Source organism: Puniceicoccus vermicola, from assembly GCF_014230055.1.
In the GTDB taxonomy this organism is placed as follows: domain Bacteria; phylum Verrucomicrobiota; class Verrucomicrobiia; order Opitutales; family Puniceicoccaceae; genus Puniceicoccus; species Puniceicoccus vermicola.
Window position 1 is genome coordinate 58,354 of the sequence record NZ_JACHVA010000134.1, and the last position, 21,631, is coordinate 79,984.

20 protein-coding genes are annotated in these 21,631 nt (G+C 55.9%); 15 read left to right on the forward strand and 5 right to left on the reverse strand.

Annotation, left to right across the window (positions count from 1 at the left end; all coding sequences use genetic code 11):
• Nucleotides 1-65: 65 nt before the first annotated feature.
• The 3 genes from H5P30_RS19040 (at nt 66) to H5P30_RS19050 (ending at nt 2,886) form a co-directional block, all read left to right on the forward strand.
• Complete coding sequence (locus tag H5P30_RS19040; RefSeq protein ID WP_185694502.1) at nt 66-719, forward strand: outer membrane protein; 654 nt, start codon at nt 66-68, stop codon at nt 717-719.
• A 22-nt stretch (nt 720-741) separates the two neighbouring features.
• Complete coding sequence (gene yidD / locus H5P30_RS19045; protein ID WP_185694503.1) at nt 742-1,011, forward strand: membrane protein insertion efficiency factor YidD; 270 nt, start codon at nt 742-744, stop codon at nt 1,009-1,011.
• Nucleotides 1,012-1,077: 66 nt separating this feature from the next.
• Complete coding sequence (locus H5P30_RS19050) at nt 1,078-2,886, forward strand: phosphoenolpyruvate carboxykinase (GTP) (RefSeq protein ID WP_185694504.1); 1,809 nt, start codon at nt 1,078-1,080, stop codon at nt 2,884-2,886.
• Between the two features lie 150 nt (nt 2,887-3,036).
• Here H5P30_RS19050 and H5P30_RS19055 read toward each other — a convergent pair whose 3' ends face one another.
• Complete coding sequence (locus tag H5P30_RS19055) at nt 3,037-4,194, reverse strand: AEC family transporter (protein WP_185694505.1); 1,158 nt, start codon at nt 4,192-4,194, stop codon at nt 3,037-3,039.
• 130 nt (nt 4,195-4,324) lie between these two features.
• Here H5P30_RS19055 and prfB point away from each other — a divergent pair.
• The 3 genes from prfB (at nt 4,325) to surE (ending at nt 7,711) form a co-directional block, all read left to right on the forward strand.
• Nucleotides 4,325-5,471, forward strand: a protein-coding gene (prfB, locus tag H5P30_RS19060) for a peptide chain release factor 2 (protein ID WP_221774414.1) whose coding sequence is annotated in 2 segments (ribosomal slippage) — nt 4,325-4,396 and nt 4,398-5,471 — 1,146 coding nt in all. Because the reading frame shifts where the segments join, the coding sequence is not laid out codon by codon here.
• Entirely contained in the window at nt 5,471-6,856 is a 1,386-nt protein-coding gene (locus tag H5P30_RS19065) for a Rossmann-fold NAD(P)-binding domain-containing protein (RefSeq protein ID WP_185694507.1), read from the forward strand. Before prfB ends, H5P30_RS19065 begins: the two co-directional genes overlap by 1 nt.
• Before the next feature lie 78 nt (nt 6,857-6,934).
• A complete protein-coding gene (gene surE, locus H5P30_RS19070) occupies nt 6,935-7,711 on the forward strand; it encodes a 5'/3'-nucleotidase SurE (RefSeq protein WP_185694508.1) in 777 nt (258 codons plus the stop codon).
• A gap of 704 nt (nt 7,712-8,415) precedes the next feature.
• On the opposite strand, the gene H5P30_RS19075 is transcribed toward surE, so the two are convergent.
• From H5P30_RS19075 to H5P30_RS19090, 4 genes are all read right to left on the reverse strand, one after another.
• Complete coding sequence (locus tag H5P30_RS19075; protein WP_185694509.1) at nt 8,416-8,604, reverse strand: hypothetical protein; 189 nt, start codon at nt 8,602-8,604, stop codon at nt 8,416-8,418.
• A gap of 95 nt (nt 8,605-8,699) precedes the next feature.
• Nucleotides 8,700-9,263 carry a transcription termination/antitermination protein NusG gene (nusG, locus tag H5P30_RS19080; protein WP_185694510.1) on the reverse strand — a complete coding sequence of 188 codons (564 nt, stop codon included), beginning with the start codon at nt 9,261-9,263 and terminating at the stop codon, nt 8,700-8,702.
• A complete protein-coding gene (locus H5P30_RS19085; protein WP_185694511.1) occupies nt 9,263-9,814 on the reverse strand; it encodes a DUF192 domain-containing protein in 552 nt (183 codons plus the stop codon). The genes nusG and H5P30_RS19085 overlap by 1 nt, the downstream gene beginning before the upstream one ends.
• A gap of 34 nt (nt 9,815-9,848) precedes the next feature.
• Entirely contained in the window at nt 9,849-10,370 is a 522-nt protein-coding gene (locus tag H5P30_RS19090; protein WP_185694512.1) for a hypothetical protein, read from the reverse strand.
• Between the two features lie 169 nt (nt 10,371-10,539).
• On the opposite strand from H5P30_RS19090, the gene H5P30_RS19095 reads away from it, so the two are divergent.
• From H5P30_RS19095 to phoU, 9 genes are all read left to right on the forward strand, one after another.
• Nucleotides 10,540-11,652 (forward strand): M24 family metallopeptidase, encoded by a 1,113-nt coding sequence (locus H5P30_RS19095; protein WP_185694513.1) that lies wholly within the window; start codon nt 10,540-10,542, stop codon nt 11,650-11,652.
• An 85-nt stretch (nt 11,653-11,737) separates the two neighbouring features.
• Entirely contained in the window at nt 11,738-12,754 is a 1,017-nt protein-coding gene (locus tag H5P30_RS19100) for a bifunctional heptose 7-phosphate kinase/heptose 1-phosphate adenyltransferase (protein WP_185694514.1), read from the forward strand.
• Nucleotides 12,754-13,299, forward strand: a complete 546-nt coding sequence (locus H5P30_RS19105) for a D-glycero-alpha-D-manno-heptose-1,7-bisphosphate 7-phosphatase (RefSeq protein ID WP_185694515.1) — start codon at nt 12,754-12,756, stop codon at nt 13,297-13,299. Before H5P30_RS19100 ends, H5P30_RS19105 begins: the two co-directional genes overlap by 1 nt.
• A gap of 4 nt (nt 13,300-13,303) precedes the next feature.
• Nucleotides 13,304-15,022 (forward strand): GAF domain-containing protein, encoded by a 1,719-nt coding sequence (locus tag H5P30_RS19110; RefSeq protein WP_185694516.1) that lies wholly within the window; start codon nt 13,304-13,306, stop codon nt 15,020-15,022.
• Between the two features lie 717 nt (nt 15,023-15,739).
• Nucleotides 15,740-16,549: a phosphate ABC transporter substrate-binding protein gene (locus H5P30_RS19115; protein WP_185694517.1), complete on the forward strand. Its 810-nt coding sequence runs from the start codon at nt 15,740-15,742 to the stop codon at nt 16,547-16,549.
• 132 nt (nt 16,550-16,681) lie between these two features.
• Nucleotides 16,682-18,256, forward strand: coding sequence for a phosphate ABC transporter permease subunit PstC (pstC, locus tag H5P30_RS19120; protein WP_185694518.1), 1,575 nt, complete (start codon nt 16,682-16,684; stop codon nt 18,254-18,256).
• A 29-nt stretch (nt 18,257-18,285) separates the two neighbouring features.
• Nucleotides 18,286-19,845, forward strand: a complete 1,560-nt coding sequence (locus tag H5P30_RS22785) for a PstA family ABC transporter permease (RefSeq protein WP_185694519.1) — start codon at nt 18,286-18,288, stop codon at nt 19,843-19,845.
• Nucleotides 19,846-19,891: 46 nt separating this feature from the next.
• Entirely contained in the window at nt 19,892-20,692 is an 801-nt protein-coding gene (gene pstB, locus H5P30_RS19130) for a phosphate ABC transporter ATP-binding protein PstB (RefSeq protein ID WP_185694520.1), read from the forward strand.
• Nucleotides 20,693-20,751: 59 nt separating this feature from the next.
• Complete coding sequence (phoU, locus tag H5P30_RS19135; RefSeq protein WP_185694521.1) at nt 20,752-21,456, forward strand: phosphate signaling complex protein PhoU; 705 nt, start codon at nt 20,752-20,754, stop codon at nt 21,454-21,456.
• Nucleotides 21,457-21,631: the final 175 nt, after the last annotated feature.

A 21,631-nucleotide genomic window follows, 5' to 3' on the forward strand; every position in this document is an offset into this window, starting at 1 on the left:
CGCGCGCGGTGAGCAGAATGTCCTCGTAACCAGATAGGATCGTTTGTAAGAACAAAGTTTCTTAAATGACTATGAAAAACACGCTCTCTTACTCCCTTCTCGCTGCACTCTCTTTGAGTCCCCTCGCCGCCCAGGTGGATATGGAACTGGATCCGATGGAGGACGAAATGATGGAACCCGAAACGATCTGGCGGAACACCTACGTCAGCGCGGTTGGAATGTGGGTCGATAATAACACCGACGGTACTCTGGGTGGAGGAGTTCGCGTCGGATGGAAATTTCAAGGACCTGAGCCTTATTATATCTCCACTGATGTGGAATTCGAAGCCACTTACTGGCAAATCGACAACGGTGTGAAATATGGTTTCGAGAACGGAACGGCGAAGACCAAGAACCTGCCAATGATGGTCAATATGCGGGTGAACATACCTCTCTCGAACACCGGATTGTTCCTCTATGGGGGCGGTGGAGCCGGTATCTCCTACATCGACATTAAGGGAACCAGCCCGCTGGGGCAGTCGGTGGATGATTCCGGCGCGGTCTTCACTTATGCCTTCTTTGCTGGAATCGGGGTTGATCTCACCGAGCGGGCTAACCTGCGGGCCGGATACCGTTCTCTCTGGTTGAGCGACGACACTTTCAATGACGGAAGCGTGGACGTGAAGATGGACACCGAACGGAACGATATCTTCGAACTTTCCGTTCGCATCGAGTTCTAATTTCTTCGCCGGATCGGGCGCGATGGCTTTTCTTCTCCGCTGCCTGATTGGATTCTATCGAGTGGTTCTCACTCCGGTTCGAGCAATGTTTGGGATGCATGCGACCTGTCGCTACGTGCCCACCTGCTCGGAGTATGCCGATGAAGCCGTGCGGGTTCACGGTGCCTGGAAGGGAGGCTGGCTGGCAATCTGTAGGATATGCCGATGCCACCCTTGGGGAGGGCATGGATGGGACCCCGTCCCAGAGGCTGATCTTGGGGAAAAGAAGGCCGATGAAGAAAAAGCAAAATGAATATCAGAATACAATTGACGTAAGAAATACTAATGATAACCATAGTTTCAACATTAGAGGGCTTAAATGAGCATTGAACCACAGAATCCAACCAACAACAAATACGTCACCCGCTGGGTCGACAGTATTGTTCGTCTGTGCGGACCCGATCGGGTAGAGTGGTGCGATGGCTCCAAAGACGAATTTGACCGCTTGATGAAAGGGATGGTCGCCAGCGGAATGGCCACCAAACTCAACGAAGAAAAGCGTCCCAATAGTTACCTCTTCCGTTCCGATCCCCGCGACGTCGCTCGTGTGGAATCGCGCACTTTTATTTGTTCTTTGAATCCTGACGGCGCCGGACCGACCAATAATTGGATGCATCCGGATGAGATGGCGGAGAAGATGAACAAACTCGCCGACGGCTGCATGAAGGGCCGGACGATGTACGTCATCCCGTTCTCGATGGGGCCCGTGGGTTCGCCCATTTCCCGAATAGGGATCGAGATTACCGACTCGCCCTACGTGGTTTGCAACATGCACATCATGACGCGGGTGAGCCTCAAGGTCTGGGAAGTACTCGGCAAGAGCCGTGATTTCGTCAAATGCGTCCACTCGGTCGGGGCTCCCCTCGCCGAAGGGCAGGAAGATGTCTTGTGGCCCTGCAATCCCGAGGACACGACGATCGCCCATTTCCCGCGGGAGCGCCTGATTCTTTCTTTCGGATCCGGTTATGGCGGCAACGCTCTCCTCGGGAAGAAGTGCTTCGCCTTGCGCATTGCTTCGGTGATGGCCCACGAAGAGGGCTGGATGGCCGAGCACATGCTGATTCTCGGGGTGAAGGAGCCCTCCGGACGCAAGTCGCACGTCGCCGCCGCTTTCCCGAGCGCCTGCGGAAAGACCAATTTTGCCATGTTGATCCCGCCGAAGCCCTTCCGGGACGAAGGCTGGGAGATCAGTACCATCGGCGACGACATCGCTTGGCTCAAACCCGACGAGAAGGGCGAGCTACGGGCGATTAATCCCGAAGCCGGTTTCTTCGGAGTGGCTCCGGGCACCTCGGATGATACCAATCCGAACGCCATGCGGTCCTGCGACCGGGATGCGATTTTCACCAATTGCGCCCTGACCGACGACGGCGACGTATGGTGGGAGGGGATGACCCGGGAAACCCCGGCTCATCTGATTGATTGGCGGGGCAACGACTGGACTCCTGATTCGGAGACCCCCGCAGCCCACCCAAATTCTCGCTTCACCGCACCGGCCAAAAATTGTCCGATCATTGATGAAGACTGGGAAAAACCGGAAGGTGTGAAGATTGATGCATTCCTCTTCGGTGGACGCCGGATGAACGACATTCCGCTGGTCTTCCAATCCTTTAACTGGATCCACGGGGTTTACCTCGGTGCGACCATGGGGTCTGAATTGACCGCCGCTGCGGAAGGCACGGTGGGCAAGCTGCGCCGCGATCCATTCGCAATGTTGCCGTTCTGCGGATACAACATGGGCGATTACATCCGCCACTGGCTGAAGATGGGTAAGCGCCTGTCGCCGCCAGTGAGAATATTTCACGTCAATTGGTTCCGGAAGAGTGCCGAGGGCAAGTTCATCTGGCCCGGCTTTGGCGAAAACATGCGAGTGCTCAAGTGGTGCATCGGCCGTGTTCACGGAAACTCGACCGGCTTCGAATCGCCGATCGGTTGGATGCCCCGCTATCAGGACTTCGACTGGAAGGGCTTGGATTTCTCCGAAGAGGAGTGGGACGAGCTGATGACCGTCGACCGCGAGCGCATCAAAATGCAAAGTCTCCAGCATGAGGAACTCTTCCTCCAACTGGGAGATTATCTTCCGCGCCAAATGATTTTCGAGCGCGAGCTGATTATCAGCCGCATGTAGAACAGAATTTTGGGCCTGAGAAACCCAAATGAGAAAGAGTGAGTTAGTGGTAGTTAGCTCCCGGTCCGTAAGGGCCGGGAGTTTTCTATTTTTGGGGAGGGAGTAATTTGATCATGGGAGGGCGAATGTCCCAATCGCGGCAGTCTCTCCCTACACCGAAGCCAGGATAATCGCCAGCGAGGGGACGCAGAGAAGAGTGCTGAGAACGATCGCACCGGAGGCTAGTGCCTCGTCTCCACCCATCTCCTTGGCCATGACATAGCTCGCGACGGCGGTCGGGCAGGAACTGAGAACGAGGAGGATGAGGAGAGAATGCGAATTGAGGTCGAAGAGCATCGAGAGCAGGAAAGAGAGCGCTGGCAGGATCGCTACTTTCAGGGTCGTAGCAAAAAGGGCGCTTCGGTAGCGTCCTTTAAGCGAGACCGCCGCCATCCCGCCTCCGACGCAGAGTAGCGATCCGGGAGCTGCGAGCTGGGCTACCAGATCCAGAGAATCGAGCACGGGCGCGGGTAACGACACCGGAAGCAGGTAGGCCAGGATTCCGGCAATCGCCGAGAGGATCAGGGGATTGGTTGCGACCTTTTTGACGATGGAGAGCAGGTTGCCGCGGACCTGACCAGTGCGGCTGGCTTCGAGAAAGAAGACCGACAAGACATTGTAGACGATCATGGTCGGAGCGAAAACAAAGATGGCCTGTGCGATGACCGATTCCGATGCCGGATCGTTGCGGGTGGCGTAAAGGAGAATGGGCAGTCCCGCATAGGCAAGATTTCCACGAAAGGCGGCTTGGAGGAAGGTGCCCTTCCGCTCATGGGGAAGCTTCAGCAGCTTTGCCGTGAAAATCCCCAGTCCAATGAGGAGAACTGTGGACAGGGTGAAGACGGAAAAGACCTTCACCGTCTCCTCCGGGAATCCCGGTGCTTTCGCCAGGGTGAAGAAAATCAGACAGGGCAGGCCGACCCAGAACAGCAGTCGGTTGAGTTCGGCCAGAAAGGATTGGGACAAAAACCCCCGCACCGCCAATAGATAGCCGAGGGCAATGATGGCAAAAACCGGAAATAAGGTGTGGAAGGCGTGACCCATGTCGGTAGAGCAACAACGAAGGGGCAGGGCGGCAAGACGGTTATCGGTTGTCTGTTGGTCGGTTGGTCGGTTTTCGGTTGGTCGGAGTAGGGCCGCAGCTTCAGCTGCGCCTTCTCGGTTGCCTCTCCGCCAGATTTCCAGATATTTCTCGGATGAAGTTCGCAGCCGTCCGGTGGCACTGGCCGCGCAGCTAAAGCTGAGCGGGTACGGGGATATGCGTCCCACGAGCGCTCATTACCCGTTCCAATCCGTTGCCTGGTAGAAAATCGATTCAGGTTTGACCGAGTCGGCGATGTGCCAATGAATTCAGGGGCTGGATTGCATCTTTCGCAAACCTCATCATTCTAAAAACTTTATGATCACACCCGAACTTCTTTCCCAAATCGAAGAACTGCACAAGCGTGCTGGATATCTCTGGAGGTATCTTTGACGTCGATAAAAAGAAACAATCGATAGCTGCCGCCGAAGAAAAAATGGCGGATGCGTCCTTTTGGGACGACAATGACGCGGCGCAAAAGCTTACCGGTGAAGTGAGCCGTATGAAGCGCCTCGTCGAGAAGATGGAGACTCTCCTGACGGAAGTCGACGACGTGAAAACCATGGCCGAGCTCGCCGATGAAGAAGAGGGCGATGACGCCGAAATGGCGGCTGCGGAATGTGAGGAGCTCACGAATAAACTGCAGTCGAAGATTGATTTGCTCGAGTTGCAGTCCTTTCTCAGTGGGCCCCATGACTCCAAGAATGCGATCCTCAGCGTCCATGCAGGTGCTGGGGGAACCGAGTCTTGCGATTGGGCGGACATGCTTTTCCGGATGTATTCCCGTTGGGCGGAGCGTTCGGGGTTCGAAGTGGAAATCCAGGACCTGCAGTCCGGGGAAGAAGCGGGAATCTCGAAGGTCACCATGCGAATCGCCGGTGACAATGCTTACGGCTTTTCCAAGGCCGAGCGCGGGGTTCACCGGTTGGTGCGGATCAGCCCGTTCGACTCGAATAAACGCCGCCACACTTCCTTCTGTTCGGTCGATGTCATTGCTGAGATTGACGATGATATCGATCTGGATATCCGCGATGAAGATCTGCGGGTCGATACCTATCGCGCCAGTGGAAAGGGGGGGCAACACGTCAATAAGACGGATTCCGCAGTGCGTTTGACCCACCTGCCGACCGGGATTGTGGTCGCCTGCCAAAACGAGCGTTCACAGCTCAAGAACAAGGGCACGGCGATGAAGATCCTCAAGTCCCGTATCTACGAACAGATGCAGGATGAGAAACGCTCGGAGATGGAAAAATTCTACGGCGAGAAGGGGGAAATTGCCTGGGGAAACCAGATTCGCAACTACGTCTTCCAGCCGTATCAGATGGTCAAAGACCTGAGAACCGGTCAGGAAACCTCGAATGTGCAGGGGGTGATGGATGGCGAACTTGATCCCTTCATTCACGCATGGCTGCGGGCTGGAGGACCAATCGGCCGTTCGGCGGCTGCCGCAACAGAAGCAGACTGATGAAGAAACCCGATCTAGAAAAAGCATTCAGTGAAACCTCTCTCTTTGCAGACAAGACTTGGGTCGTATCTCCCGAGGCCTTCCCTCTGGACGAGAAACAGCTGCAGACCATTCGCGAGATTGGTCCGGCGCTGGCCGAGTTTCAGCTCGCCGTCGAGCGGTTGTATCGGCGGGTAGGTGAGGGGCGAAGGATCCTCCGCAACGGGGATCTCAAAGCCGACTGGGTGTTGGATTATCTGGATCGGGGAAAGCCGGATTCGCTTCTCAACCACGGTAAGCATTCTGCGTTGAAGAATGAGTTGCCGGCGATCATTCGTCCGGACCTTCTCTTGACCGAGGACGGTTTCTGCCTGACGGAGATCGATGCGGTTCCGGGTGGCATCGGTTTGACCGGTTTCCTCAATGACCTCTATCGGGAAGATGGAGGAGTCGTGGAATCGGAGGATCAGATCCCGGAAGCATTTTTCCGGGCTCTGACCGGAGACCTCGATTCCTATCAGAATCCGTTCGTGGCTCTGGTTGTCAGTGATGAGGCCGAAACCTATCGTCCGGAAATGGAGTGGTTGGCGAGTCAGCTGCAGCGCAAGGGGCGTCGGATTTTCGTCTTTCATCCAGACGAACTCATGATCCTCGGCGATACGGTCTGTGCTTCTCTCGACGGAAATCCCGAGAAGATCGACGTCCTCTATCGTTTCTGGGAGTTGTTTGACCTGCCCAGCTTTGCTTGGGGAGAAGGGCTGATGCGGGCTGTGGAAGCGGACACCGTGAAGGTGACTCCGCCGATGAAGCATTATCAGGAGGAGAAGTTGAACTTAGGCCTTCTCCACCATCCGAAGCTCAAGGCGTATTGGGATGAGAATCTCCCGAAGAAGGTGCGTCGATTGCTCTTCCAAATCGTGCCGGAGTCTTGGGTGGTTGACCCGGAGCCGGTGCCCGCAAACGCCTTTCTGCACGCTCCGACGGTCGGTGGGCTGCCCATATCCTCCTGGGAAGAGCTGGGAGGCGGTTCGCAGAAGGAGCGGAGTTTGATTTTGAAGGTGAGCGGTTATCATGAAACCGCTTGGGGCGCCCGAAGTGTCGTTCTCGGAAGCGATGTTTCCCGCGAAGCATGGACTGCGGCCCTCCGGCAGGCGATGCGGGATGGTGAGGAGAATCTTCACATCCTCCAACGTTTCCAGAAGCCGATGCGTGTCCGGCATCCCGTTTATGGTGACTCCGATGAGCCGCGATCCATGGAGGGCCGGGTGCGGCTTTGCCCGTTCTTTTTCCGCAAAGGAGAAAACGACTATCAGCTCGAGGGAGTCCTCTCCACAGTCTGTCCCGCGGATAAAAAGATCATCCACGGGATGAGCGAGGCGACGCTCTTGCCCGCCCGCGAGGCCTGAGTCGGTGTTGCGGTTTGTCGGAGAGACTCCTTGAGGGAGCTCTTGCTACTCCGAAGGGGATGAGCTATCGGTAGGGGCATGGAAAAGAAGGAAGTTTTGGTCACTAACGATGACGGGTTTGACTCGTTTTTTCTCCGCGTTCTCGTCGATCGCCTTCTTGAAGAGTTCTCGGTGACGGTGGTGGCTCCGGCCAGCGAACAGAGCTGGATCGGGCGGGGGATTTCCCGTCAGGGAACCGTATCGGCCAAGCCGGATGATTCGCTGGGGTGCCCAGGGTGGCGTATCGGCGGCACGCCGACGGATTGCGTCAATATCGGACTCGAGCATTTGGTCGAAAAACGTCCCGCTGCCGTAATCTCGGGGATTAACCTCGGTTTTAATACGACGGTGCCTCTCGTGCTCAGTTCCGGAACGATTGCCGGCGCCCTGGAGGGTTCATTCAGCGACATTCCGGCCATCGCGTTCAGTAAGATCATTCCTCAGGAGATTTTTGAAAAAGTTCGCATCTCCAAGGGATTTGTTGAGGGAGACTATTTTGAGAGTTTGGAAAATTCCGCAGCCCACGCCCGACGAATGGTCTCAAGCCTCATTCGCGGCGAGTGGTTCTCCCGTCAGGGCACGGTGCACAACATCAATTTTCCCGTCGGCGTAACTGCCGAAACTCCGATCCGGCGCACGGTGCCGGTGAACATGAAAATGGCAGGCCTCTTCGAACGGCAGGGCGAGGACTTTGTCTTCCGGTATCGTCAAGGCATCCTCCCCGACGACCGTCCGGGGACCGATGTCGGCGCTCTCGAAGACGGCGAAATCAGCCACTCGTTGATCGACTTTACCATTCTCGGTGTCCCCGAGTAAGCTCGCCAAGTAGGGCCGCAGCTCCAGCTGCACCTTCCGAGTTGCCCCTCCTGCGGTGGGGGAAGCTCGCGGTCGGGTGCATTGTTGAACCTGTGCGGGCAAGGCTGAAGCCATGCCCCACAGTGGGTAGGTCGCTTCAGCGCCTACCGCGAATTGGTCTTGGAGAGACACTTTTGTGTGAGGCAATCCTCAGCCCGGTCGGGTGCATTGTTGAGCTTGAGCGGGCAAGGCTGAAAGCCATGCCCACAGTGGGTGGGTCGCTTTAGCGCCTACCGCGAATTGGTCTTGGAGAGACACTTTTGTGTGAGGCAATCCTCAGCCCGGTCGGGTGTTTTATTGAACCTGCGCGGGCAAGGCTGAAGCCATGCCCCACAGTGGGTAGGTCGCTTCAGCGCCTACCGCGAATGGTCTTGGAGAGACACTTTTGTGTGAGGCAATCCTCAGCCCGGTCGGGTGCATTGTTGAACCTGCGCGGGCAAGGCTGAAGCCATGCCCCACAGTGGGTAGGTCGCTTCAGCGCCTACCGCGAATTGGTCTTGGAGAGACACTTTTGTGTGAGGCAAGCTCATCCCCGGATGAGTCTCGTAGTCAATCGGCGACACCAGCCGCGCAGCTGAAGCTGAGCGGGTACGGAAATACGCAAAGATTTTATACCGAATTTAGTAAGTTTTGACCGTTATGGTGCAGCGCAGAATCGAAGCAGCTCAAGGCGCAGGGATCGGGTTCGTATTGAGATACGCTCCAATCCCTGCAACGCCGCGACCTTCGATTCTGGGCGCATCCCCTTGGGACGGGCGGGAAATGAGCCTGAGCAGCGTTAGCCCAAATGGCACGGGTCGCAGACCCGCCTCCAATTGGGCCGCCTCGCTCAGACTCGTTTCCCATCCCGCCATAACTATCAAAACTTCCTAAATTCGGTATTACACCCGTGACAGTTCGCCAGCTCTTTTCGCGCGTTGTGCGAGAGAAACAGTGAACCTCTCTTCCCTCAGAAGCCTTCTTTAGGCTTGTGGTCGTCCCGAAATACGGAGTGGGAGGCGACTTCGATTTCCGCCTGGCGACCGAGGAATTCCAAGAGGATGCGGACGCGGTCCCGGGCTCCGAGGACTTGGGTGACGACGGCTTGTAAATTCTTGAAGGGACCATCGATGACGGTGACCGGGGCTCCAACTTCGATCACCGGGTCCGGGGTTTCGAAATTTTCAGCGGGGATACGGTCTTTGAGTTCTTGGATGAACTCGCCGGGAATGGGAGGAATGCGATTCCCGTAGCGGACCACGGCCAGAATGCCGGGCATGGAGAGCAAGTGCCGGAGGTGCGTCTCGATGTGGCAGTAGCAGAAGAGATAGCCGGGAAAGAGGGCTTCCGTGAAGCGAACTTTGCCCCGTTTCGTCTTTTTAGTGAACGTGATGCGGGGAGCGAAAACCTCAATTCCAATCCGGTGGCGGATTTGGGCTGCGGCTAGGTGCTCTTTTTTGGTCTGGCTGCGGAGGCAATACCAGAATTCTTCGGCGTCCTCAGCGGTCGCCGACTGTTCGGCGTCCTGATTCATTATTCGAGTCCGAGGCTTCGGCTGGTTTGCAGTGCGTAGTCTGCCGGGTTCTCCCCGCGGGCTTTGATGGCGCGCATGAGGCGTTGCAAGTCTATCGAATCTCCGGGTTTGATGCCCTTTTTGCGGAACCAACCTTTGTTCATTTCAACCGCGATGACGATGTCGTCACGAAATGATTTCACTGGAACCTCGACGTTTGGAAACATTTGATGAATTTCCCGCAGAATGCCGTCTCCGGTGAAATAGCCAATATCGAGCGGAATCTCGGTATTCTTCATCCAGAAGCTCGCTTGTTGCGGTCGTTCAAAAAGGAAGGCCATCCCTTCGTCCTTTCCGAGCTCCAGTCGTTTTTGTAAGCCCTGTTGGCGTTCGGAGATGGTTAGCGCCAGCTCGAGATCGGCGGGGCGATTGGCAATCGGGATCGAAAAGTAGCGGGATTCCGGGGCACTGGGTCCGAAAAGGTCACAGCCGGAAAGGAGTACGCAGCAAGTGAGGAGGAGGATCGCAGGCAACCGCTTCATGCCGGAGGTCTTGCTGGAGGAGGAGTTCATTGGTGTCTTGTTTAAATGAGAAAGAGGGGCGAGGTCAATGAAGCGGGTTCTTTGGAGAGTGGGAGCCGAAAATGGCCCTTGTCTTGTTGGCGGTGCAACCTTTTTCGAGAAAGGAGGGGTCATCAGACTTCGATTCGCCTTGCTGTGCAATGGACCGAGAGGGCAAGGCATGCAGGATATACCCACAGTGGGTGGGTCGCTTCAGCGCCCACCAGGCAGTGTCATGAACGGATCGGTCAGGCTGAAGGTCACCTTTGGCCTTCGCGGAGGGTTCCCGAGTCTGCGCGGGCAAGGCTGAAAGCCATGCCCCACAGCGGGTGGGTTGCTTGAGTGCCCACCACGTAATGCCTTGAACGGATCGGTTCGGCTGAAGGTCACCTTTGGCCTTCGGGGAGGATTCCCGAGTTTGCGCGGGCAAGGCTGAAAGCCATGCCCCCCAGTGGGTGGGTTGCTTCAGCACCCACCACGTAATGCCTTGAACGGATCGGTCAGGCTGAAGGTCACTTTTGGCCTTCGGGGAGGATTGCCGAGTTTGCGCGGGCAAGGCTGAAGCCATGCCCCACAGTGGGTGGGTTGCTTCAGCGCCCACCTGCGCTCCTTTTTGGCAGTCTTCTGGCGTAATTGCCGTTTTGGTTCTCAGCCGTTTCTCCGCCCGGGCCACTGTGGCATTGCCGAGTCCCGCTCCGGGCGTCTATCGTTTTTCATTTTACTGAACTGAGCGCTTTATGGATTTTACTGTTTTCTACTCTTCCCCGGAAAAAGATGCCGATCTCCTTCACTTTGGAGGTTTTCACGCTCCCGATGCCTTTTTGGCATTTGAGATCGATGGCAAGCGCCGGGCGGTTTTGTCTTCGCTGGAATTGAGCCGGGGAGAGCGGGAGAGCCGTTTCGACGAGGTCCTTCCTCTCGAGGAGATTATCGAGGAGTCCGGCACGGGAGGGGATCTGGCGGAGCGGATTCTCTGGCTTGCCCGCGAATACGGAGCGACCCGGCTGCGTTTGCCGGAGGATTTTCCAGGACGCACTGCTTTTGCGTTGAAAGAGAAGGGGCAATTTCCTTTGGAGTTTGTGGATCGACCTGTTTGTCGCGACCGGTTGATCAAGTCGGTGGCGGAGCAGGAGGCGATCCGACGGGTAAACGGCGTGATCTCGGGAGCGTATTCGCAGGTGGAAAAGATTCTCGGGGAATCGACGGTTGAAGGCGGTATTTTAATCCATGAGGGGGCGCCCCTGACTTCTGAAGCGCTCCGATCGGTGATCGCCGTTCATTGTTTGCGGGAGGGATGCATTGCTGCCGGGACTATTGTTGCGGGAGGCGACCAAGCCTGTGATCCCCACGAGCAAGGGAGTGGGCCGTTGCCTGCGGGGCAGTTGATCATCGTTGATATTTTCCCCCGGGATGAGCAATCCGGGTTTTTCGGAGACATGACCCGGACTTACTTGAAAGGAACTGCCAATTCGGACCAACGCCGCTTGGTCAACGCAGTCAAAGAGGCCCAGGTTCGGGCGATTGAGGGCCTGGAGACGGGAGTGAATGGAAAGGATATCCACGATGGGGTCACTGCCTATTTCGACTCCCAGGGCTTTACCACCGGACGCAATGAGCGGGGCTATTTCGGGTTTTTCCACGGGACCGGGCACGGTTTGGGCCTGGAAATCCACGAGGAACCCCGCGTTTCTCGCACGGATTATCGCTTGGAGGCGGGGATGGTCACCACCGTAGAGCCGGGCCTCTATTTTCGTGGACTCGGCGGCTGCCGGATCGAGGATGTGGTCTGCATTCGCGAGGGAGGTTCCATTTTTCTCTCCGATCATCCCTACGACTGGGAGATTGCCTGAGTCAGCCAACTTCCTTCTTAATCCTTGAAACCAGCGGGTGACGAAATCAAAAGCGCCGCAAGCCCTCGAACCGTTTACGCAAACCATGGAGATTAGAGAATTACTGGAAAAGATCCGCGGGAGGCGGGTTCTTGTCATCGGAGACATCATGCTCGACCACTACGTGTGGGGCGATGCTTCCCGCATTTCTCCCGAGGCGCCGGTTCCGGTGGTAGACGTGACGAAGGACTCCTTTGCTGCGGGGGGCGCGGCCAATGTTGCCTTGAATCTGGCCTCTCTGGGCGGCGCTCCTTCGCTGGCGGGCTGGACTGGCCAGGATGAGGGCGGGGAGCGGCTCGAAGAAATTTTATCGGAAGCTGGCGTGACGCGAATTCCCGGTTTGGTGGGAGGCGACTGCCAGACCATCCGCAAAACCCGGATCATGGTCCGAAACCAGCAACTTTGCCGAATCGATCGGGAGGGAGGTCCCGAGGATTACCGATTGGATCAGGGTCCAGCTCTGGAATCACTGGAGTCCGCGATCAATCAGGTCGATGCCGTTCTGCTCTCCGATTACGGAAAGGGGGCCATCTCGGAGGCTTTGATCGCGTGGGTGGTCGAGAAAACTGAGTCGAAGGGCGTTCCTGTATCGCTCGATCCGAAGCCGCGGCGGCGTCTGCGCTTTTCCGGTCTGGATTTGCTGACTCCTAACCGGGCAGAAGCACTCGAGCTGGCCGGGCTCTCGCCGCATCTGCGTGGGGAGTTTCCCGCTGCCGAGGTTTGTGCCCGGATCTGGGAGCGTCATCAGCCGGGGCATTTGGTCATCACATTGGGTGCGGATGGGATTCTCCTGAGCAGCGATGGGAAACCCGACCGCTTAATCCCCACTTATGCCCGACAGGTGTTCGATGTTTCCGGCGCGGGAGATACGGTCATCGCTTCACTTTTATTGGCCCTTTCGGCCGGGGCGGACCTGCCGTCAGCCGCGCGGCTCGCCAACTTGGCGGCCGGAGTGGTGGTGGGAAAAGTGGGGACCGCGACCGTTTCCAGCGAAGAGATTCTCGAGTACCTCGCCCTGCATCCGGATTTGGCCAATCCCGCCGCCGAAACCGTAATGTCGTGATGGAGCCTGGAAAGAAGGCGGTGTTTTTGGACAGGGATGACACCTTGATCCACAATGTGCCGTATTTGGCGGATCCGTCGAAGGTCGATCCGATTCCCGGGGCTTCCGAGGCTTTGCAGCGCTTGCGGGATGCGGGTTACCTACTCTTTCTCTTTACCAATCAGAGCGGGATTGGTCGGGGATATTACCAGAGGGCGGACGCGGAGGCCTGTAATCGGGAGACTGAAAAACGGTTGGGACTCTCCCCCGGATTCGAGGGGATTTGCATCGCTCCAGAGTCTCCGGATGATCCCGAGCCGGTTTATCGAAAACCCTCTCCACGCTATCTTGAGGAAATGATCAGCCTCCATGGGCTGGATCCGGAACAGGTCTGGATGGTAGGTGACAAAGAAAGTGACGTGGAGGCGGGGCGGCGGGCCGGGGTGAACAGTGCCCGCATCGGAAAATCACGGGATGCAGAGGGCGACGGCGTTCCGACCTTTGCCTCGGTCTTGCATTTTACTGACTGGCTCCTTGCCTTGTCGGGAGAAACTACGGAGGACTAATTCGATGGCGAGCAATACAGGGGACACGGACAATCGGGGAATCGAATCTCTGTACCGGATTAGCAGTCTGGTCGGGGAAACTGAGGATCCACAGGATGCCTTGGAGGTCATTCTTGACGAAATGGTCAGGGTTTTTCGGGCCAGCAGTGCCTCCGTCGCACTGATTCATCCAGATAGCCGCGAGCTGCGGATCGAGGCGGCCAGTGGACTTCCGATCACGGTAAAGGACTTTCCGCTCAAGCTGGGAGTCGGGGTGACTGGCTGGGTTGCGCTCCATGGGGAGCCGTTGTTGATTCAAGATACCCGCAATGATCCGCGCTACGTCGCCCTGCGGGAGGACGTGCTCAGCGAGCTCGCCGTACCGATGGAGGACAAGGGGAGGGTGATCGGTGTCCTCAACCTGGATAGCAACCAACCGAATACCTTTTCAGAGGACGATGTGCTCCTCCTGCGTCTGCTGACGCGAGAAGCGACGCGGGCGATTCAACAACTCTGGGCGGTGCGGCAATTGCGGGTCACGGCCCGCCAGATGGAGACCCTCTTGCGGGTTGGCCAATCGATTGTCTCGAAAAAGGATCTGAACACGGTTCTCGATGCGATTGCCTCCGCGACCCGGGATCTGATCGATGCCCGGTTTGCCGCGATTTTCCTCCTCGACGATTCAGGGGAGTTCCTCGAACTGCACTCAATCCGGGGAGACGGTTGGGATGATCCCTACCAGGAGAAACTCTCCCTCGATGAGAGTTCGGTGGGGACGGCGATTCGGCACCAACGTCAAGTCGAGGTCCTCGACCTGGCGAGGACGGAAGAGCACCACTTCGTTCCCGTCGTTCAGAAGTTTGGTCTCATCTCGATGCTGGCGACTCCCTTGTCCTTTGAGAACCAGGGGATTGGGGTGTTGTGTGCTTACACTGATTCCCTTCATCGCTTCAACAATGATGAGAAAAAGGTGATGAAGGGGCTGGCTAGCCTGGGGGCTGTGGCCATTGAGAATTCACGCCTGTATCGCCGGATTTTCGAGACGGAGGAGTCCCTGAATCGTAATGATAAATTGACGACACTGGGACTGCTTTCGGCCGAGATTGCTCACGAAATCCGCAATCCTTTGACCGTGATGCAGCTTCTCTTTAAATCGGTGGATTTTGATTTCGAAGAGGAGGATCCACGCCATGAGGATATCCGCATTATTGGCGAAAAAATTTCCCAACTCGAAGATATTGTCGGCCGGGTTCTCGACTTTGGGAAGTCAGGAGATGGGATGCGGGGCCGTTTTAAGGTGGAGTCGATTGTTCGCGAGACCCTTCAGCTCGTGCGGATGAAGCTCTTTCAGGCGGATGTGCGACTTGTGTATTCCTCTCATCCCGACGTGCGTGAGAGTGAGGTCAACGTCAATAAGGGCCAGATTCAACAGGCCTTGCTGAATCTCATCATCAACGCGGTCGACGCCATGACCGGAGGCGGAGAGATTCGGATTCGTCTCGATCCCGAAGAGGGGAATCGCGTGAGAATCTCGATTGCCGACACCGGTTGCGGAATCGACCCGGAAATCGGCGACCGAATCTTTGAGTCTTTCCTCACCGGACGGAAAAACGGATCCGGACTGGGCCTCTCCATTGCCAAACGAATTGTTCGCTCTCATCGGGGGGATATCCATCTCTCCTGGACCGGGGCCAGCGGCACCTGTTTCGAGCTCTGGCTTCCCCTGTTGCACGGCGGGAATTGATCCAGGAAGAGCCGGAGGTCGCGTTCTGGGGAGGTCGTCGCGCAGCTAAGGCTGAGCGGGTACACAAATGTGTGGTACGGGGAGTAGGGCAGTAGCTTTAGCTGCGCCCACGGTGCCTCTCCGCCGAGATGCAGGGTTTATAGAGGAATCGATTGGAGGAGAGCGGTTCGGGCACTCTGGAATCTGGAGAGGGTGTGTAGCGTTTAGACACAGGCTGGCAGCCTGTGGTACGGGGAGTAGGGCAGTAGCTTCAGCTGCGCCCACGGTGCCCCTCCGCCGAGATGCAGGGTCTACAGAGGAATCGATTGGAGGAGAGCGGTTCGGGCACTCTGGAATCTGGAGAGGGTGTGTAGCGTTTAGACACAGGCTGGCAGCCTGTGGTACGGGGAGTAGGGCCGCAGCTTCAGCTGCGCCCACGGTGCCCCTCCGCCGAGATGCAGGGTTTATAGAGGAATCGATTGGAGGAGAGCGGTTCGGGCACTCTGGAATTTGGAGAGGGTGTGTAGTGTTTGGACACAGGCTGGCAGCCTGTGGTACGGGAAATCTCCGCGCTTCGGCTTCGGGATGTGCGCATTCTTTGCCCTGCAAAATTCTGTTACGGCAATGTAACAGACGAGAGGCTGTTTGCCCTTGTGAGAAGATGTCAGGAAGTGAATCAATGGGGACGGCTGATCGATTTCAGCTTCACTGATACTCAAAACCAAAATCAGACAACGAATGAACCAGAAATTAAAATTCCTCAGCTCCATCGGACTGGCGACAGGGCTCGCTCTTTCCTCAGCTGTAGCCGATACTATCGTCATCAAGGGATCCGACACACTCGGTGCCAAGATGGTTCCGCAGATCGCGGAAGCCTTCAAGGCTCAGAACCCTTCCATTGACTTCGCCATCGCCGCTGAAGGTTCCTCCACTGGAGTGGCTGCCATCATCGACGGCACCGCCGAAATCGGCATGTCGAGCCGCGACGTCAAGGATTCGGAAATGGCCAAGGCGGAAGCTAATGGTGTTCACATCATGAAGACCACCGTGGCTCTCGACGGTATCGGCGTCATTGTTAACGAGTCGAACCCGATCACCGAAATTAGCCTCGACCAAGTCGAAGCGATCTTCACCGGCGACGTCTCTGACTGGGCTTCCATGACCGGTAAGCCAGGCCAGATCTCCTGCTACACTCGTAACACTTCCTCCGGAACTTACGCGGTCTTCAAGCAGTTGGCTATGGACGGTCGTGAATACGCCGTGAATTCCCAAAAGATGGCCGGTAACGAGCAAATCGCTTCCGAAGTCGCCAACAACCCGAATGGCGTTGGCTATGTCGGTCTTGCTTACATCGACACTCCAGGGGTGAAGGTCGTTCCGGTTAACGGCATGGCTCCCGACAACCCAAAGTATCCTTTGGCTCGTCCTCTTTACTACCTGACCAACGGTTTCCCAACCGACGCTGACGTTGCGAAGTTCATCAACTTCACACTCAGCCTCGCCGGTCAGCAGATCGTCAAGAAGGTTGACTTCATTCCCGTCAAGTAAGGGATAGAAGACTTCTTCTCTCTTTGGAGGACCGCGGGTCCATTCTCGTGGTCCTCCTTTTTTCTTCGATCCAACCATTTCCCAATCTAATTTCGCATCTCCAACGGAGAGCATTTCAACTGGACTCCTTTCATGGGTGACAAGAAGAGCGAATTTTCCGGCAAATCGCTGAGTCGATCGAATCGGTTCCAAATGATGGGGCTCAATTCGGGCGACTTCATCCGATACTTTTTCGGAGGCAATGCATTTGTCGCACTGCTGATTCTCGGCTTGATTACGATCTTTCTCTTCAAGGAAGGAGCAGGGTTCTTCGGGCAATATCGCGAAGACCTGAAGGTCTACCAACGGGCAGGCCTGCAATATGTCGATATTATCGGCGAACAGACGGGGGACTACATCGCCCTCAAACAATTTTACGACAAGATCCGGAACGATCAAATCGCGATCTACTACGATGAGGGTAAAGAGTTTGCCGAGATCAAGGAGAAGCTGGCGGACGAGTTTACGTTCGGGCAGGAATTCTCTGCAGCGGGTCGTCCCCTCGAGCGCTTGCTCTCGGAGATGCGGACGATCGCTAAGGTGACGAAGGATGATTACTACGCGAATAAGTCGAATCTGGAGCGACGCAACAACCTGATCGCAGCCGGAAAAGAGGATCTGGCGCAAAATATTCCGATCACCGATTTTACCGAGGAATACTGGCGCGAACGGGTCGCTCCGCTGAAGGCCAAGTTTGACGAATACCTGGCCATCACCTCGGAGATGGAGGTGCAATTGGCCGAGCTGGAAGGGGAGGTCCCCGATGCGACGATTGAGAAGTTCGAAAAGGATGTGAAGCGCTTCCGGACTCTCTTGCCAAAGTTTGTCGAGCAATACCCGGTCTATGTGGAAAAACTGCAGAACTGGGAACAATTTGAGCCGGTGCCGATGTATCGTTCCGTTTTTGCCTTCCTTTTTGGCAAGCGTTGGTTGACGGGGACGAGTTGGCAGGAGTTTTACGGGATTCTTCCGCTTCTATCGGGATCGTTTCTGATCGCCGTGATCGCGATCGCGATTTCGGTTCCTTTCAGTGTGGGGGCGGCCATTTACGTCAATCAAATCGCCACCAAGAAAGAGCAGAATTTTATCAAACCGTATATCGAGTTCATTGAGGCACTGCCCTCGATCGTCCTTGGTTTTTTCGGAATCGTGGTTTTCGGGGAGGTGCTGCAGAATCTTTTGGGGCTCGAGCAACGCTTGAATGCCTTCGTCGCCGGGGTTCTCTTGGCCCTGATGGCGGTGCCGACCATTTTCACACTCACTGAAGATGCCATCAACAACGTCCCACGAGCGTTCAAGGAATCCTCCTTTGCGATGGGGGCGACCTCCTTGCAAACGACGATCCGGGTCATCGTTCCGACTGCACTCTCCGGGATCATCTCGGCCTGCCTGCTTGGATTTGGACGAGTGATCGGTGAGACCATGGTGGTGCTTCTGGTCGCGGGGAATCGAATCAAAATTCCGGATTTGGGCCTCGGCCCGGCCGTGATCTTTGAGCCGGTTCATACGATGACAGGAATTATCGCCCAAGAGCTTCCGGAAGTGGTGAACGGAAGCCTCCACTACCGTGCTTTGTTCATGGTGGGGATCGTGCTCTTCTTTATCGCTCTTTTAATTAACTTTATCGCCCAAAAAGTGGTGAAACGCTTCAAAGTCTCGGCTGACTGAGGAATGACTTGCGGATTGAGGAACTATCCATGAACGACTCTTCTACAGAAAAAGATAAGGTGAAGAACTCGCCCTTTGGGCGGCGTCCCACCCGGGCAAAGACGATTCAGGCGGTCTCCTTCTGGGGATTTCGCGCGATCACATACGGGATCGTCATTTTCGCCACCTACATTTTCGCCGATATCACCTGGAACGGCTCCAAGACGGTGTTCAAGTCGAGCTTTCCTTTCGTCAACACCGAGTTCTTTACCGGGTTTCCGGAGACGCTGTATGTCTTTGATTGGTATACGGTCGAAACGGATCAGGGCATGGAGGAAATGTCCGGCGAGCAGCTCAGTAAGGCGGTTCGTGATGAAAACCGGGCCATTTCTCAGATCGACTACCATCATGGTAAGTTTGTCTTTCTCTTCAACTATCAGGAGCAGGCACCGATGGCTCCGGCGGAGTTCTCTAGCTTCCTGAAAGAGCAGGGGGTCAATCTCCAGATCAAATCCTACGAGGAGCTGGAAATGGCTTCCACGACTTTCGACGATTGGCGCCGGGAGAAGGGGATCCCGCTGGACGACTATGTCGGGGCGGAGAACTATGCCTACTCGGGCGGAGGGATTCTTCCAAACATCGTCGGGACCTTTATGTTGACCATTGGAGCGGTTCTCATCGCTCTGGTGCTCGGCACCTTCGCCGCCATCTTCCTGAGCGAATACTCCAGACCGGGTCGGATGCTCAGCACGATCCGCCTCTCAATCCTCAACTTGGCTGGTGTTCCCTCGATCGTATTCGGGATCTTCGGTTTTGGGGCCTTCGTCTTAACCGCGCCGGTCTTTACGGATGCACCCAGTGAGGATACGCTGATGAGTATGGGCACTCCCATCAAGAACGTGGAGACCGTTTCCATCGTTCCGCGTGATAAGGCCGAGCACTACGATGGTAAGGCTGTTCTGGAAAGGAATCCCGACGCCGAGGAGTTTGCTGTGACTACCGAACGTTGGAAGCTTTTTGGCATTCCTCTCCCCGGGAAGGAGTTCATCTCGATGACGCCCGCCTCGGAGAAAACAACGGCGAAGACCGAGGTCGTGAGTCCCGTAGTCTTCAGTTTTCAAGGGTGGAACGTCTCCTTGATGGCGGGTGCGTTTACATTGGCCTTCATGGTCCTTCCGGTAATTATCGCCGCGAGTGAGGAATCGTTGCGGGCCATCCCCAAAGGATTCCGGGAAGGCTCCTTGGCTCTCGGGGCGACGAAGTGGACCTCTATCCGGACCAACGTCCTGCCTTATGCCATGCCGGGAATTCTGACTTCCTCGATTCTGGGGATTACCCGGGTCGCCGGGGAAACCGCTCCGATCATGTTCACGGCGGCCTACGCCTCCGCTCCCGGGATGCCTTGGGATAGTGGCTTCTGGAATATGTTTATGCAGCCGGTCATGGCTCTCCCGTATCACATCTATGTGGTGAGCTTGAAGATTCCACAGAATGAATACACCGAGAAAATGCAGTATGGGACGGCCTTCGTCTTTATGATCATCGTCGGGCTCATTGCATTTGCGTCGATCATCCTTCGAGTCCGTGCCCGCAAGAAATACCAGTGGTAATCCTGAACGCCGCTATACTGATTGATAACCTTTGATTTGATTCACCATGAAAGAACAAGAATCTGACGCCGCTACCGTCGATACCGCCAAACCCTCCGTAATTGAGGTCAATGACTTTAGTTTTGCCTATGGCGAAAAGCAGGCACTCTTCAACATCGACATGTCGATGAATGAGAAGGAAGTCACTGCCTTCATCGGACCCTCGGGCTGCGGGAAAAGTACTCTCCTGCGTTGCCTCAACCGGATGAACGATCTGGTCCCAATCGCGAAGATTACCTCCGGAAATATTGAGATTGGCGGAGTCGACATCAACCATCAGGACGTCGACGTCATCGAACTCCGTAAGCGGGTGGGGATGGTCTTCCAGAAGTCGAATCCGTTCCCGAAGTCGATTTACGAGAACATCGCTTACGGTCTGCGGATCCAGGGCATCAACAAGCGCTCCCGCCTCGATGAAGTGGTCGAACGCTGCCTCCGCGGCGCCGCACTCTGGAGTGAAGTGAAGGACCGCTTGAATGACAGTGCTTTGGGAATGTCCGGAGGGCAGCAACAGCGCCTCTGCATCGCCCGCGCACTTGCGGTTGAGCCGGACATTCTCCTCATGGATGAGCCTTGCTCGGCCTTGGACCCGATCGCCACGGCAAAGGTCGAGGAGCTGATCTCCGAGTTGAAAGAGCAGTATACGATCGTCATCGTCACCCACAACATGCAGCAAGCCACTCGCGTTTCCGATAAAACTGCGTTCTTCTATCTCGGTAAACTGATCGAGTATGATATGACCGAGAAAATTTTCATGAACCCGAAGGAAGAACAGACCGAAGCCTATGTTTCCGGTCGGTTTGGTTGATCGGGATCAAGATCTCTCTCCTTCCCCAATACGAACCAAGACATTCCACATCACTAATCATGGACCGCAACTTTCACGTCGAGCTGAAGCAGCTGAAAGAAAAACTCGTTCTCATGGCTGAAAAAGCCATGCACAACACCAGTCGCGCCATGGAGGCGTTGACTCGCCGGGATGCGACGATCGCCAATGAGGTCATCGAAGCAGACCGGGAAATTGATACACTTGAGGTCGAAATCGACCAGACGGCCGTTCGCTACATGACCCTTTATCAGCCGGTCTCGGCTGACATGCGACTGATCGCTGTCGCCATCAAGACCTCCCATGATATTGAGCGCATCGGGGATGAGGCATCCAGTATCGCCAAGCGAGTAGGGCGTATTCTCAACTCGGCTGCGAATGGACAGAACCTTCCTGAGAATCTCGTATCGATCCCCCAGGCAGCAGGGTTGGCGGTGGAGATGCTCCGCGATGCCATCGAGGCCTTTATTGAAGAGGACGTAGAAAAATGCGTCTCGATCATCCGCTCGGATAAGCAGGTCGATTCGATGAACCGCAGTAATTTTCAGGGGTTCACTAGCATGTTGACCGAAGGGGGCGAGCAGACTGAGACGATTCTCGAGTTGGTCTTCATCTCCAAGTCGATTGAGCGGATCGCCGACCACGCGACCAACATCGCCGAGGAAGTGATCTATCTTCATAGTGGGCAGGAAGTTCGCCACGCCGGAATCAAAAGAGGCAACAATCCTCCTCCGGGAATCAGTTGATTGATTTTTCGAATAGCAGCCCTTGGCGGCTGCATTTTTCGTTCTGAATGAGATTGTGGCCCGGGGTCTAGCACTCCGGGCCTTTTTCGTATCGAGGGCACCCGAATTTGCTTTGTCGAACATAGCGGATTTACTTCGACACAATATCGGTGAGGATTAGGCCCTGGCAAAGAGT